The 13,171-nt window shown below is 74.0% G+C and carries 12 protein-coding genes; 3 read left to right on the forward strand and 9 right to left on the reverse strand.

Annotated elements, in window-relative coordinates:
• Window position 1 precedes the first annotated feature (1 nt).
• From ACGFT1_RS04100 to ACGFT1_RS04130, 7 genes are all read right to left on the reverse strand, one after another.
• Window positions 2-1,198: an acetylornithine transaminase gene (locus tag ACGFT1_RS04100; protein ID WP_373907431.1), complete on the reverse strand. Its 1,197-nt coding sequence runs from the start codon at window positions 1,196-1,198 to the stop codon at window positions 2-4.
• Complete coding sequence (gene argB / locus ACGFT1_RS04105; protein WP_373907432.1) at window positions 1,195-2,094, reverse strand: acetylglutamate kinase; 900 nt, start codon at window positions 2,092-2,094, stop codon at window positions 1,195-1,197. The genes ACGFT1_RS04100 and argB overlap by 4 nt, the downstream gene beginning before the upstream one ends.
• Entirely contained in the window at window positions 2,091-3,242 is a 1,152-nt protein-coding gene (gene argJ / locus ACGFT1_RS04110; protein WP_373907433.1) for a bifunctional glutamate N-acetyltransferase/amino-acid acetyltransferase ArgJ, read from the reverse strand. The genes argB and argJ overlap by 4 nt, the downstream gene beginning before the upstream one ends.
• On the reverse strand, window positions 3,239-4,267 hold the full coding sequence (gene argC, locus ACGFT1_RS04115; RefSeq protein ID WP_373907434.1) for an N-acetyl-gamma-glutamyl-phosphate reductase: 1,029 nt from the start codon (window positions 4,265-4,267) through the stop codon (window positions 3,239-3,241). Before argC ends, argJ begins: the two co-directional genes overlap by 4 nt.
• Window positions 4,268-4,573: 306 nt before the next feature.
• The gene (locus ACGFT1_RS04120; protein ID WP_373907435.1) at window positions 4,574-5,014 is read right to left on the reverse strand and encodes a GtrA family protein; all 441 of its coding nucleotides are present in this window, start codon (window positions 5,012-5,014) and stop codon (window positions 4,574-4,576) included.
• Window positions 5,014-5,964, reverse strand: coding sequence for a glycosyltransferase family 2 protein (locus ACGFT1_RS04125; RefSeq protein ID WP_373907436.1), 951 nt, complete (start codon window positions 5,962-5,964; stop codon window positions 5,014-5,016). The genes ACGFT1_RS04120 and ACGFT1_RS04125 overlap by 1 nt, the downstream gene beginning before the upstream one ends.
• Complete coding sequence (locus ACGFT1_RS04130; RefSeq protein ID WP_373907437.1) at window positions 5,958-8,549, reverse strand: YfhO family protein; 2,592 nt, start codon at window positions 8,547-8,549, stop codon at window positions 5,958-5,960. Before ACGFT1_RS04130 ends, ACGFT1_RS04125 begins: the two co-directional genes overlap by 7 nt.
• 252 nt (window positions 8,550-8,801) lie before the next feature.
• On the opposite strand from ACGFT1_RS04130, the gene ACGFT1_RS04135 reads away from it, so the two are divergent.
• Together ACGFT1_RS04135 and ACGFT1_RS04140 are read left to right on the forward strand one after the other, a co-directional pair.
• Entirely contained in the window at window positions 8,802-9,245 is a 444-nt protein-coding gene (locus tag ACGFT1_RS04135; protein WP_373907438.1) for a carboxymuconolactone decarboxylase family protein, read from the forward strand.
• 127 nt (window positions 9,246-9,372) lie between these two features.
• Window positions 9,373-9,816 (forward strand): DUF6314 family protein, encoded by a 444-nt coding sequence (locus tag ACGFT1_RS04140; protein ID WP_373907439.1) that lies wholly within the window; start codon window positions 9,373-9,375, stop codon window positions 9,814-9,816.
• Here ACGFT1_RS04140 and ACGFT1_RS04145 read toward each other — a convergent pair.
• Together ACGFT1_RS04145 and ACGFT1_RS04150 are read right to left on the reverse strand one after the other, a co-directional pair.
• The gene (locus ACGFT1_RS04145) at window positions 9,798-10,391 is read right to left on the reverse strand and encodes a histidine phosphatase family protein (protein WP_373907440.1); all 594 of its coding nucleotides are present in this window, start codon (window positions 10,389-10,391) and stop codon (window positions 9,798-9,800) included. The two genes, ACGFT1_RS04140 and ACGFT1_RS04145, sit on opposite strands and share 19 nt — an antisense overlap.
• A 402-nt stretch (window positions 10,392-10,793) precedes the next feature.
• Window positions 10,794-12,257, reverse strand: coding sequence for a PLP-dependent aminotransferase family protein (locus ACGFT1_RS04150; RefSeq protein WP_373907441.1), 1,464 nt, complete (start codon window positions 12,255-12,257; stop codon window positions 10,794-10,796).
• Here ACGFT1_RS04150 and ACGFT1_RS04155 point away from each other — a divergent pair.
• On the forward strand, window positions 12,256-13,170 hold the full coding sequence (locus ACGFT1_RS04155) for a DMT family transporter (RefSeq protein WP_373907442.1): 915 nt from the start codon (window positions 12,256-12,258) through the stop codon (window positions 13,168-13,170). The two genes, ACGFT1_RS04150 and ACGFT1_RS04155, sit on opposite strands and share 2 nt — an antisense overlap.
• Window position 13,171: the final 1 nt, after the last annotated feature.

Raw genomic sequence — 13,171 nt, forward strand, 5'->3', positions numbered from 1 at the left:
CTCATTCCCCGGATAGTCCGTCCCCGCTGGCCTGCTCGAGGATGCCGGGCAGTGCCTGGAGCAGCGCACCCGCCTCGTCGTCGCGGAGGTTCAGCGGCGGCATGAGCCGTACGACGTCGGGGACGGGCGCGTTCACCAGGAACCCGGCCTCCTGGGCCGCCTGCTGCACCTGTGGTGCGCGCGGCCCGGTGAGCACGATACCCAGGAGCAGGCCCACCCCCCGGACGTGGTCGATCAACGGGTGGTTCAGGGACTCGATGCCGTTGCGCAACCTCTCGCTCTGCCGCTTGACGTTGTCCAGCAGGCCCTCGTCGGCGATGGTGTCGAGGACGGCGAGCCCGGCGGCGCAGGCGACGGGGTTGCCGCCGAAGGTCGTGCCGTGCTGGCCGGGCCGGAGCAGTTCGGCGGCCCGGCCGAAGGCCACGGTGGCGCCGAGGGGCAGTCCGCCGCCGAGTTGCTTGGCGAGGGTGACGACGTCGGGGAGCACGCCCTCGTGGGCCTGGTAGGCGAACCAGTTCCCGGAGCGGCCGACACCGGTCTGCACCTCGTCCAGGACGAGCAGGGCACCGGTGGCCGCGGTGATCGCGCGGGCCGCCTTGAGGTAGCCGGCCGGGGGCACGACCACGCCGTTCTCGCCCTGGACCGGTTCGAGGATCACCAGGGCGGTGTCCTCGGTGACCGCGGCGGCGAGCGCCTGGGCGTCGCCGTAGGGGACGTGGGTGACGTCGCCGGGCAACGGCAGGAAGGGGTCCTGCTTGGCGGGCTGGCCGGTGAGCGCGAGGGCGCCCATCGTACGGCCGTGGAAGCCGCCGCCGGTGGCGACCATGTGGGCGCGCCCGGTGAGCCGGCCGATCTTGAAGGCGGCCTCGTTGGCCTCGGCACCCGAGTTGCAGAAGAAGACGCGGCCCTCCCGGCCGAAGAGCGTCAGGAGCCGTTCGGCGAGGGCGACGGTGGGCTCGGCCATGAAGAAGTTGGAGATGTGGCCGAGGGAGGCGATCTGGCCGCTGACGGCCTCGACGATCGCGGGGTGGGCGTGGCCGAGGGCGTTGGTGGCGATGCCGCCGACGAAGTCGAGGTACTCCCGGCCGTCGGTGTCCCACACCTTCAGGCCCGCGCCGCGGACGAGGGGCAGGCGTGGGGTGCCGTAGTTGTTCATGAGCGCGCCCTGCCAGCGCCCGGTCAGCTCCTGGTTGCTCATGACTCCCCCTGTTCGTCCGGCACGACCATGGTGCCGATGCCCTCGTCGGTGAAGATCTCCAGCAGGATCGAGTGCTGGACCCGGCCGTCGATGACGCGGGCGGTCGTCACGCCGTTGCGTACGGCGTGCAGGCAGCCCTCCATCTTCGGCACCATGCCGGCGCTGAGGTCCGGCAGCAGCTTCTCCAGCTGGGAAGCGGTGAGGCGGCTGATCACCTCGTCGGAGCGCGGCCAGTCCTCGTAGAGGCCCTCGACGTCGGTGAGGACCATGAGGGTCTCGGCGCCCAGTGCCGCGGCGAGCGCCGCGGCCGCCGTGTCCGCGTTGACGTTGTAGACGTGCCCGTCGTCCTGGGAGCGGGCGATGGAGGACACGACCGGGACGCGGCCGTCGGCCAGGAGGGCCTCGATCGCGCCCGTGTCGATCGCGGTGATCTCGCCGACCCGTCCGATGTCGACGAGTTCGCCGTCGATCTCGGGGGTGTGCCGGGTGGCGGTGATGGTGTGCGCGTCCTCGCCGGTGATACCGACGGCGAGCGGGCCGTGCCGGTTGAGCAGACCGACCAGTTCGCGCTGCACCTGCCCGGCGAGGACCATGCGTACGACGTCCATGGCGTCCTCGGTGGTGACGCGCAGGCCCGCCTTGAACTCGCTGACGATGCCGTGCCGGTCGAGGGCGGCGCTGATCTGGGGGCCGCCGCCGTGGACGACGACCGGCTTGAGGCCGGCGTGCCGCAGGAAGACGACGTCCTGGGCGAAGGCGGCCTTCAGTTCCTCGTCCACCATGGCGTTGCCGCCGAACTTGATGACGACGGTCTTGCCGTGGTGCCGGGTGAGCCAGGGCAGCGCCTCGATGAGGATCTGGGCTTTCGGCAGGGCCGTGTGCTTGCGAGTGCTCATGAGGAGTAGGCGCTGTTCTCGTGGACGTAGTCGGCGGTCAGGTCGTTGGTCCAGATGGTCGCGGTCTCCTCGCCCGCGGCGAGGTCGGCGACGATGTGCACCTCGCGGTAGCGCATGTCGACCCGGTCGCGGTCCTCGCCCACGGCCCCGTTCTTGCAGACCCAGACGCCGTTGATGGCCACGTTCAGCCGGTCGGGCTCGAAGGCGGCCCGGGTGGTGCCGATCGCGGAGAGCACCCGGCCCCAGTTGGGGTCCTCCCCGTGGAGGGCGCACTTGAGGAGGTTGTTGCGGGCGATGGAGCGACCCACCTCGACGGCGTCCTCCTCGCTGGCCGCGTTGACGACCTCGACCCTGATGTCCTTGGCGGCGCCCTCGGCGTCGCCGATGAGCTGCCGGCCGAGGTCGTCGCAGACCTGCCGTACGGCCTCGGCGAACTCCGTGTACCCGGGGGTGACGCCGGCGGAGCCGGAGGCGAGCAGGAGAACGGTGTCGTTGGTGGACATGCAGCCGTCGGAGTCGACCCGGTCGAAGGTCACCCTGGTGGCGGCGCGCAGGGCCTTGTCCAGGGTGGCGCTGTCGAGGTCGGCGTCGGTGGTGAGGACGACCAGCATGGTGGCGAGGCCCGGCGCGAGCATGCCGGCACCCTTGGCCATGCCGCCCACGGTCCAGCCGTCCCCGCTGACGACGGCGGTCTTGTGGACGGTGTCGGTGGTCTTGATGGCGATGGCGGCCTTCTCACCGCCGTGCTCGGACAGCTGGGCGGCGGCCGTGTCCAGGCCCGTGAGCACCTTGTCCATGGGCAGCAGCACGCCGATGAGCCCGGTGGAGCAGACGGCGACCTCGATGGCGCCGCGGCCGAGCAGCTCGGCGGCCTTCTCGGCCGTGGCGTGGGTGTCCTGGAAACCCTTGGGGCCCGTACAGGCGTTGGCGCCGCCGGAGTTGAGGACGACGGCGGAGACCTGGCCGCTGCTGAGGACCTGCTCGGACCACAGGACCGGCGCGGCCTTCACACGGTTGGAGGTGAAGACGCCGGCGGCGGCACGGCGGGGCCCGTTGTTGACCACGAGGGCCAGGTCCGGGTTGCCGTTCTCCTTGATCCCGGCGGCGATGCCCGCCGCCGTGAATCCCTTGGCTGCCGTGACGCTCACGGTGCGACTCCGATCGTGGAAAGTCCGGTGGTCTCGGGGAGACCGAGGGCGAGGTTCATGCTCTGGACGGCGCCGCCCGCGGTGCCCTTGGTCAGGTTGTCGATGGCGCTGATCGCGATGATGCGGCCCACGGCGGCGTCGTGGGCGACCTGCACCTGTACGGCGTTGGAACCGTGGACGGACGCCGTGGCGGGCCACTGGCCCTCGGGCAGCAGGTGGACGAAGGGCTCGTCGGCGTAGGCCTTCTCGTACGCGGCCCGCAGGGACTCGGCGGTCACCCCTTCCGCCGCGGCGGCGCTGCACGTCGCGAGGATCCCGCGGGGCATCGGCGCGAGAGTCGGAGTGAAGGACACCGCGACCCGTTCCCCCGCGACGCCGCTGAGGTTCTGGATCATCTCGGGGGTGTGCCGGTGGCCGCCGCCGACGCCGTACGGGGACATGGAGCCCATGACCTCGCTGCCGAGCAGGTGCGGCTTGGGTGCCTTGCCCGCCCCGGAGGTGCCGGACGCGGCGACGATCACCGCTTCCGGCCGGGCGAGTGCGGCCGCGTAGGCCGGGAACAGGGCGAGGGTGACGGCGGTGGGGTAGCAGCCGGGCACCGCGATGCGCCGGGACCCCGCCAGCGCGGTGCGGGTGCCGGGCAGTTCGGGGAGGCCGTAGGGCCAGGTGCCGGCGTGCGGGGAGCCGTAGAAGGTCTCCCAGTCGGCCGGGTCGGCGAGCCGGAAGTCGGCGCCCATGTCGATCACGAGGACGTCGGGGCCGAGCTGTTCGGCGACGGCCGCGGATTGCCCGTGCGGCAGCGCCAGGAAGACCACGTCGTGCCCGGCGAGCGCCTCGGGCGTGGTCTCGGTCAGGACGCGGCCGGCCAGCGGCAGCAGGTGCGGCTGGAGCGCGCCGAGCCGCTGCCCGGCGTTGGAGTTGCCGGTCAGCGCGCCGATCTCCGCCTCGGGGTGTGCGAGGAGCAGGCGCAGGACCTCTCCGCCCGCGTACCCGCTCGCTCCGGCCACTGCCACACGTACCGCCATGTCCACCCTCCTCAGGATGGCATGACTATACGCAGCTATGCAGGAGTATGCAACGCACCGTCCCAAGGTGTGGTCGGCTCCCCCACTCCCGGCAGGGGTGCCGAGCAGCACCACCAGGGAGAGCAGGAGGTTCGCGACTCCCGCCCGGGCGCCCGACCGGATCTGCCGGGTGTCCGGCATGTGCGACCGCCTTCCGCCCATGCCCGGGCCCGGGCCCGGGTGCGGGTGTACAGGTCGTGCGGCGCGTCACCGCTGGGTCCGGTGCCCGCGTCGGGGCACCGGTGGGGACCACATCGGCGAGGCGTGTCAGGAAGGCGTCGAACTCCTGCGGGTCCGGGCCGGTGCGGCGGCCGGTCGCCGTTCGGGCCTCGCTCCCGGCAGCATCACCCGGCGGGACACGACGAACGTCACCGGGATCGCCGCCGCCGAGGCCAGGAGGGGGGCGAAGCGGTGGCCGGCGTGGAGGATGTCCACGATCACGTAGACCCCGGCCGTCGTGATCACGAAATTGGTCACGTTCGTCAGCGGGAACAGCAGGAATTTCCGCCAGGTCGGCCGCGTCCGGTAGGTGAAACGGGCGTTGAGGAAAAAGGAACCGGTCATGCTGAGCGTGAATGCCAGGGTGTGCGCGGCGAGATACGGCAGCCATATCAGGAACAGCAGGTAGAGCCCGTAGTAGACGGCCGTGTTCACCACACCGACCACGGCGAACGCCACTATCTGGCGGGGCAGCGAACGACTCGGCATCAGGGGATGAGGTCCTTTGTCCGTTCCACGTTGGTCGCCTTCACCAGGAAGTGCGGGCGGCCCTTCACCTCGTAGTAGATGCGGCCGGTGTACTCGCCGATGACACCGAGCATGACCATCTGCACCCCGGCGAGCGCGGTGACCGCGGTGATGATGGTGACATACCCGGGCGTCCGGACACCGTTGACGAGCGCCGCGCCCACGATCCAGGCCGTGTACAGGCCCGCGCACAGCAGCAGGCCCATGCCGAGCCAGAGGGCGGCGCGCAGCGGGCGGTTGTTGAAGGACAGCAGGCCGTCGAGGCCGTAGTTGAGCAGGCCGCGCATCGACCAGGAGCTGCGGCCGGCCCCGCGGGCCGCGTTCCCGTAGGTGAAGGTGACGCTCGGGAAGCCCACCCAGGCGAACAGGCCCTTGGAGAAGCGGTTGTACTCCGTGAGGCCGAGGACGGCGTCCACCACGCGGCGCGACAGCAGCCGGAAGTCGCCGACGCCGTCGACGAGTTCGACGTCGACCAGGCGGTTGACGACCCGGTAGTACAGACGGGCGGTCAGGGTGCGGGCGAGCCCGTCGCCGGTGCGGGTACGCCGGGCGATGACCTGGTCGTGGCCCTGCTCACGCAGGGCGACCATGCGCCGGATCAGCTCCGGCGGGTGCTGGAGGTCGGCGTCCATGACGACGACCGAGTCGCCCGAGGCGTGCCGGAGACCGGCGAGGAGGGCCGCCTCCTTGCCGAAGTTGCGGCTGAGGGAGACGTAGCGCACCCGGGAGTCGGCGGTGGCCAGGTGCTCCAGGACGGCGAGGGTACGGTCGCGGCTGCCGTCGTCGACGTACACGAACTCCATGTCGTGGCCGAGCGGCAGCAGTTCCTCGGCGACCCGCTGGACCTCCTCGTGGAAGCGGGCGAGGACGTCCTCCTCGTTGTGGCAGGGCGCGACGATCGATATCAGCATGGCGGGTCTCCCCCTGGGCGCGGTCGGAGAGCGGTGGTCACGCGCTCGCGCGGTGATGTGGTCGTGGCCGGTGCCCGGGCGCGGCGGCGGCGGGCAGCGGTGAGGGCGGTGAGCAGGACCAGGGCCGTCAGCGAGACGGCCCCGGCCGTCATGCCCAGTCGCAGGCCGGGTGGGTGGAAGGTGCAACTCACTCGGGTGGAGGGGGTGTCCAGCGGTACGGCGGTCAGGCCGTGGAAGCCGGCGGCGGGCCGCTCGGGACCGTCGCCCGCGGCGCACCGCCAGCCGGCGATCCTGGGGACGGCGAGGACCGCGATGCCCCTGCTGCCGGCGGGCAGCCGGGCCCGTACGGTGCCGTCGGTGACGGTGACCTCGGTGGCACCGGTGGCGGTCAGCCGGGCGGCGGCGGTGCGCAGCCGGGCGGTGTCCAGGCAGCCGACGGCGCCGTCCGGGACGCGCCCAGGCCGGTCCGGGGTCAGCTCGACACGGACCCGTCCGGTGGCCGGGGCCCGGCCGAGAGGTGCCATGGCGGCCCGGTTGCGCGGGAACACGTAGCGGAACGGGACCGTGCTCCCGGCGCCGGTGAGCCGTGCGGTGCCGGAGAACTGCGGGGCCCACAGGTGGACCTGGGTGCCGGCCGGGCACCGGGCGGTGAGCGTCGGCGCGGTCACGGAGGTGCCGGTGCCGACCCGGCCGGAGCGCACCGGCCGCCCGCCGTCGTCGTGGACGGTGACGCGGGGCACGGTGTAGACGCGGCTGCCGAGCAGCAGTTCCTGGTTGCGGTACGGCGACGGCCCGAACGCCCTCGCGTCGGAGGCGGCCCGGACGGTCACCAGGGGCGGCACGTCCTGCCGGGTCACGGTCACCGGGCCGCCGTCCCCCGGCAGACGCGTCCGGTGCGGGTCGGGCGGCGAGTGCACCCGGGCGCCGACGGAGAAGATCACGTCCGTGACCGCGTTGTCCAGGCTCTGCACGCTGCGGCCCCGCGAGGTCCAGCCGCCACCGAGGGCGGTGAGGGTGCGGCTGAGGACGTCCGGGGTCAGGCTGCTGTAGTAGGCCGCTCCCTGACCGCCCACCAGCATCGGGTCGTTGCCGACGGTCTGTTCGCGGCCGGGGTCGGTGCGGTACCGGGGCCAGCCGTCGGCCCCGGCGACCACCGCCGCCTGCCGCTCCTGCCGCCCGCCCCAGGGCGCGTAGTCGTCCAGGTGCCCCAGGCGCAGCCGGGCGGCGACGGCGGAGGTGGCGGCGGCCTCGCCGCACTGTGCGCCGAGCAGCAGGACGACGGCCAGCCCGGCGAGCCGGCTCCGCCGCCCGGGGCGGGCCAGGAGGAGGAGCCCGCCCAGCGACCCGGCGACGGCGAGCAGCAGCACCGGCCAGGTCCAGACCCGCACCAGGCCGCTGCGGGCCGCGACGGCCGTGATCAGGGTGAGCAGCGCGGTAGCGGCGCCGAGGGCGCGCCGGTCCGGGAGGCCGTACGCCAGGGCGTGCCAGGCGGCGAGGACCAGCAGCCCGCACAGCACGAACGCCTGCCGGTAGGAGCTGCCCTGCGGCGTGGCGAAGGCGTGCCAGAGCAGGTGGGTGGGGGCCCACTGGAGGGACAGGGCCACCGCGAGCACCAGCGCGGTCCAGCCGGTGCGTACGGACACGGGGACCGCCCGGTGGAAGGGCAGGGCGAGGGCGAGGAGGAGGGCGGTGACGCCGACGTAGAGGGCCGGGGAGCCGAAGCCGTAGGTGGCGGGGAGCAGCCGGGCCGCCACGTCCTCGGTGGCGACGGGCGCGAACTCCCGTACGCGGCCGGGGTAGGCGTGCCGGGTGCCGAGGTAGACGACCGTCACGAGCGGGGCGGCCAGGCCCACGCCGAGCACGGTGGTGAGGGTGGCGCGGCCGGCCGCCGCGAGCGCCTGCCGGCGGGGTGGGCGGGCCAGCAGCAGGCGCAGCAGCAGGACCAGGGCGGCGCCGAGGGTGGCCATGTAGGCGGTGTAGAAGTTCGCGGTCCAGGCGAGGGCGACGGTCAGGACGCCGAGGACGCGCCGGCGTCCGTCGAGCGCCCACTCCCCGGCCAGGCACAACAGGGGCAGGGCGATCAGGCCGTCGAGCCACATCGGGTTGTATGAGGCGTCGGCCACGCTCCAGCCGCACAGCGCGTAGGAGCTGCCCAGCAGGGCCGCCGCCCACCAGCGGCCGGGCCGCAGGGTGAGCAGCAGCCAGGCCATGGCCGCGGCGGCGGACGCGGTCTTCAGGAGGGTGACGGCGTAGACGGCGAGGTCGATCCGGTCCCGGGGGAAGAGGGCGACGAGCGGGGCGAAGGGGCTGCCGAGGTAGGTGCCGAGGTCGGGCAGGAAGCTGGTGCCGTAACCGGACTGCCAGTTGACGAGGAGGCCGCCGTCGCCCCTGCCGTGCAGCAGGTCCCACAGGTGGGCGTGGAAGGGCACGTACTGGTTGCCCAGGTCGCTGACGCTCCGCGTGCGGGGGCCGAAGGGGTAGCTGCGGGCCAGCATGTCACCGGCGCACAGGGCCGTGAGGGTGACGGCCGCGGCGAGCAGCGCGGCGGCCCGGCGCGGCACGTCGGGCGGGGTCGGACGGTCCATTACGGCAAGGCCCCCAGCGGAATTCACTTCGCGGTTTTCGCCGAGTGAGACGGAAGGCATTTCCCGATGGTTGTGTACTCATCGAAAAGTGGGACGGTATCTTCCGAACAAGGAGAACAGTGCGTGAATTCGACGCCGCTCCGGAGAACCGGGGATTTACGGAAGGTGTTCTCGGGGTGAAGCAGGCGCCGGCGGACATGGCGTCACGCCGGACTTGACCTGGAGCGCGCTCCAGCCCCTACGGTTCGGGTCATGAGCAACCAGCACAGCACCACCCGTGACGAGCGTTTCGCCCATGGCCTGGAGGTACTGGAGTCCGTCGACGGCGAGGCCGGCCGGCGGGTCGTCGACTCGCTCGCCGACATCAGCCCCGAGCTGGGGCACCAGATCGTCGCGTGGGGCTTCGGCGAGATCTACGCCCGGCCCCAGCTGGCGCCCCGGGACCGCCAGCTGGTCACCCTGGGCATGCTGACCGCCCTCGGCGGCTGCGAGGCCCAGCTGGAGGTGCACGTCAACGCGGCGCTGAACGTGGGACTCACCCCCGAGCAGATCGTGGAGGCGCTGCTGCACTCGGCCGGTTACTGCGGTTTCCCCCGGGCGCTGAACGCCACCTTCGTGGCGAAGAAGGTGTTCGCCGAACGCGGGCTGCTGCCGGCGGGGCGGCAGCCCGCGGCCGGGTCGCCTGCTTCTCCCTGATCCCGAGGAGGATGGCGGGGTCCGTCCGCCGGGAAGATGGACGTGACCGGCCGGCGGCTTCGGTGAGGACCGAGGTGTCAGCACGTCGATGGGGCCGGCCCGGAAGCACGGGTGGAGAGGGAACACGATGGACGAGTGCTGGCCCGTGGCCGACCTGCTGGCCCATCTCGCCGGACGCTGGCGGGTCGAGCGCAGCGTGCGGGACCTGGCGAGCGGGGACACGGGACACTTCACCGGGGAAACCGTCTTCGGCCCGCTGGACGGCGGCGGGCTGCTGCACACCGAGTCCGGCATCTTCACCTGGCAGGGCGTGGCGCGGCCGGCCACACGGACCCTGCGGTTCCTGCCGGGGCCCACGCCGGGCCGGGCGGACGTGCGGTTCGCGGACGGGCGGCCCTTCCACGCGCTGGACCTGACCTCCGGACGGTACGTAGCCGACCACCCCTGCGCGGCCGACCTCTACCGGGGCGAGTTCACCGTGCGGGACGCCGGCCGCTGGCGCACGGTGTGGCGGGTCGGCGGACCGGCGAAGGACCTCCTCCTCGTCACCGACTACGCGCGCGAGGTCTGAGCGCCGCCCCCGTCGAAGCGGAGGTTCCACCGGCCCGAGCGGCCCGTGACGGTGGTTGTGGACAGCGGGCGGACGTCGATGTTCCAGTAGCTCGACGGGGGTGCCTTCAGGGCGTAGACCAGGGCCGCGCGGATCACCGACGGTTCGGCCACCGCGACGATCCGGCCGCCGTCGTCCGCCGGCCGGGTGTCCAGCCAGCCGCCGACCCGGGAGATGAACACCAGCAGGGACTCACCGCCGTGCGGGGTGGAGCACGGATCGGCCAGCCAGGCGTCGACCGCGGCCGGTTCCCGGGCCATCGCCTCGCCCAGCGTCAGGCCGCGCCAGCGGCCCATGTCGCAGTCCCGCAGTGCCGGCTGGACCAGCGGGGCGTACCCCAGCGCGTCACCGGTGGCCCGGCTGCGCGGGGTCGGCGAGCAGTAGCGCAGCTCGGCGGCCGCCAGGGGCAGCAGGTCCCCGGCGACGCGCTGCACGTCGTCCCAGCCGGCCCCGTCCAGCGGCCGGTCGTCCTCGAAGCGCTCGGCGAGGAGGGAGGCACTGCGCGCGGCGGCGACGAACGTGACCCTGAGTGGCATGCGGTGATGGTGGGCCGCGCCGGGGGGCGGGTCAAGAGGGGTTACCCGGGAGTTACCGAAGGGGTGCGGCACTTTGCCCGGCTTCCTGCCGGAAGGTGTGGACCATCCACCGCGCGGGGCGGTTCCGCTCCCGGAACCTGAGCTTCCGCCGACCGGCGTGCGCGCCCCGCGCCGCGACCGGCGGCCGGCGTACGCCGAGGAGTGCCAGGTGGCCAACTGATCCGGCCGACGGCCACCGCGCCGACGCCCCCGCCGCGCACGGACGGGCGGACGCAGCCGTCCGCGAGCCGGGCGGACAGCACCACGCGCGGCCGGTCACCCCGCGCCCGCGCCACCTGCCGATCCCGCGGGTGCCGTGCACGCGCTCATCCTCACCGGCCCGGCCGCGCCGGGACCAGCGGGTCAGCCCAGCACCTCGTCGCAGGCCGCCCGCAGTCGCCGTACCCCCTCCGCGATCTCCCCCGTGCCGGCGACCGCGGCGAAGCTCAGGCGGAGGTGGGCGGCGGGGGGCTCGGCGCTGAAGTAGGGGCGGCCGGGGGTCAGGGCGACGCCCGCGCGCAGGGCGGCGGCGGCCAGCGCGGCCTCCACCCCGGAGCCGAGCGCCGGGGAGGCGCCGCCGCCGTCGGGCAGGCGCAGCCACAGGTGGTAGCCGCCGGAGGGGATGTGCGGCAGGGCGAGCTCGGGCAGCTGCCGGGCGAGCGCGCTCGTCATGGCGTCCCGGCGGGTGCGCAGCTCGGCCGAGAGCGCGCGCAGGTGGCGCGGCCAGGCCGGGGAGCCGACGAGTTCCAGGGCGGCCTCCTGGAGCGGCCGCGGCACGAAGAAGCTGTCCACGACCTGGATGGCGCGCAGGCGCTCCAGGACGGGGCCGTGCGCGGCCAGGGCGCTGACCCGGAAGCTGGGTGAGGTGGCCTTGGTCAGTGAGCCGACGTGGACGACCACGCCGTCCGGGTCGTCGGCGGCCAGCGGACGGGGCAGCGGCCCCGCGTCGGCGTGCACCAGCCGGCGGACGAAGTCGTCCTCGACGACGAACGCGCCGGCCTCCCGGGCGATGCGCAGCACCTCGGCGCGCCGGTCGGGCGCCAGCACGGCGCCGGTCGGGTTCTGGAACAGCGGCTGGCAGACGAAGACCCGGGCGCCGGTGGCCTGGAAGGCGGCCGCGAGCAGGCCGGGGCGTACCCCGTCGGGATCCACGGGCACCGGGACGGGGCGCAGGCCCGCCGCGCGGGCCAGGGCGAGCATGCCCGGGTAGGTGGGCGACTCCACGAGGACCGGGGCGCCGGGCGGGGCGAGCGCGCGCAGGGCGGTGGCCAGCGCGGCCTGGCCGCCCGCCGCGATCAGCACCTCGGCCGCGCTGACGGCCCCGCCGATCCCGCGCGCGAACCACTCCCGCAGCTCGGGCAGCCCCTCCAGCGGCGGCCTCCCCCAGGCACCGGGCCGCCGCCCGGCCCGGGCCAGGGCCGCCGCCATGGCCCGCTCGGGCTGGAGGGAGGGGTGGAGGTAGCCGCCGTTGAACTCCAGCACCCCCGGCGGCGGCGCGGCCAGCGAGACCGTGACCCCGGCGGCGTCCACCGTGCGGGGGACGAGGTCGGCGGCGCCGTCGGCGCTCAGCGCCACCTCCTGCCAGGAGGTGTCCCCGGCGGGGGCCTGCGCGGGGTGCGGCCGGGCCCGGAAGGCGCCGGCACCGGGACGGGTGACGACGAGACCCTCGGCGGCCAGCTGGGCGAGGGCCCGGGAGACGGTCACCGGGCTCACCCGGAACCGTTCGACGAGTGCCCGGCTCGACGGCAGCTTTCCACCCAACGGGTAGCGGTCGAGTTCTCCCCGCAACTGTCCGGCCAGTTCCGCCACGCTGCTACGCTGATGCATGAGAACACAGAGTAGCGCTACTGCGGCGAGCCCGATAGCAGTCACCGCTCCCCGGGAGGAGTCCGGGGGCCTCGGCACCCTCCAGGCCGCCCTCGGTGTGCTCGCCTTCTCGCTGACGTTCCCCTCGACGGCCTGGGGGCTGGAGAGCTTCGGCCCCTGGTCCCTGGTGGCGGTGCGCGGGGTCCTGGCCGCGGTCGTCGCCGGCGGTTGCCTGCTGGCCCTGCGGGTACGGCTCCCGGCCCGCCGTCATCTCGCCGGTCTCGCCGTGGTCGCCGCCGGAGTGGTGCTGGGCTTCCCGATGCTGACCACGCTCGCCCTGGAGACCTCCACCACCGCGCACGCGGCCGTGGTGGTGGGCCTGCTGCCGCTGACCACCGCCGTGTTCTCGGCCCTGCGCACCGGCACCCGCCCCTCCCGCCGGTTCTGGCTGGCGGCCGTCGCCGGCGCGGCGGCCGTGATCGCCTTCACCCTCGCCCAGAGCGGCGGCACGCTCACGGTCGCCGACGGTTTCCTCTTCGCGGCCCTGCTGGTGTGCGCGGCCGGCTACACCGAGGGCGGCCGCCTGGCCCGCGTCATGCCGGGCTGGCAGGTCATCGGCTGGGCGCTCGTGCTGTGCCTGCCGCTCAGCCTGCCGGCCGCCGCGCTGGCGCTGGCCTGCGAGCCCGTGCACCTCACCGGGCACGGCGTCGCCGGTCTGCTGTGGGTGGCGCTGGGTTCGCAGTTCCTCGGGCTCGTCGTCTGGTACCGGGGGATGGCGGCCATCGGCGTCCCCCGGGCCAGCCAGTTGCAGTTGGCGCAGCCCCTGCTCACACTGGTGTGGTCGGCGCTGCTGCTGGGCGAGCGCTTCACGGCGGCCGCTCCGCTGACCGCCGTCGCGGTGCTCGTGTGCATCGCCGTCACACAGCGGTCGTGAT

The sequence above is a fragment of the Streptomyces sp. Y20 genome (genome assembly GCF_043195475.1).
GTDB lineage: Bacteria > Actinomycetota > Actinomycetes > Streptomycetales > Streptomycetaceae > Streptomyces.

Excerpts from the sequence above, each read along its gene's own strand:
- ACGFT1_RS04135 (WP_373907438.1), top strand. The coding sequence starts at position 8,802 with ATGAGCAACCAGCACAGCACCACCCGTGACGAGCGTTTCGCCCATGGC.
- argB (WP_373907432.1), bottom strand. The coding sequence starts at position 2,094 with ATGAGCACTCGCAAGCACACGGCCCTGCCGAAAGCCCAGATCCTCATC.
- argC (WP_373907434.1), bottom strand. The coding sequence starts at position 4,267 with ATGGCGGTACGTGTGGCAGTGGCCGGAGCGAGCGGGTACGCGGGCGGA.
- ACGFT1_RS04120 (WP_373907435.1), bottom strand. The coding sequence starts at position 5,014 with ATGCCGAGTCGTTCGCTGCCCCGCCAGATAGTGGCGTTCGCCGTGGTC.
- ACGFT1_RS04155 (WP_373907442.1), top strand. The coding sequence starts at position 12,256 with ATGAGAACACAGAGTAGCGCTACTGCGGCGAGCCCGATAGCAGTCACC.
- ACGFT1_RS04145 (WP_373907440.1), bottom strand. The coding sequence starts at position 10,391 with ATGCCACTCAGGGTCACGTTCGTCGCCGCCGCGCGCAGTGCCTCCCTC.
- ACGFT1_RS04130 (WP_373907437.1), bottom strand. The coding sequence starts at position 8,549 with ATGGACCGTCCGACCCCGCCCGACGTGCCGCGCCGGGCCGCCGCGCTG.
- ACGFT1_RS04125 (WP_373907436.1), bottom strand. The coding sequence starts at position 5,964 with ATGCTGATATCGATCGTCGCGCCCTGCCACAACGAGGAGGACGTCCTC.
- ACGFT1_RS04140 (WP_373907439.1), top strand. The coding sequence starts at position 9,373 with ATGGACGAGTGCTGGCCCGTGGCCGACCTGCTGGCCCATCTCGCCGGA.
- ACGFT1_RS04100 (WP_373907431.1), bottom strand. The coding sequence starts at position 1,198 with ATGAGCAACCAGGAGCTGACCGGGCGCTGGCAGGGCGCGCTCATGAAC.
- ACGFT1_RS04150 (WP_373907441.1), bottom strand. The coding sequence starts at position 12,257 with ATGCATCAGCGTAGCAGCGTGGCGGAACTGGCCGGACAGTTGCGGGGA.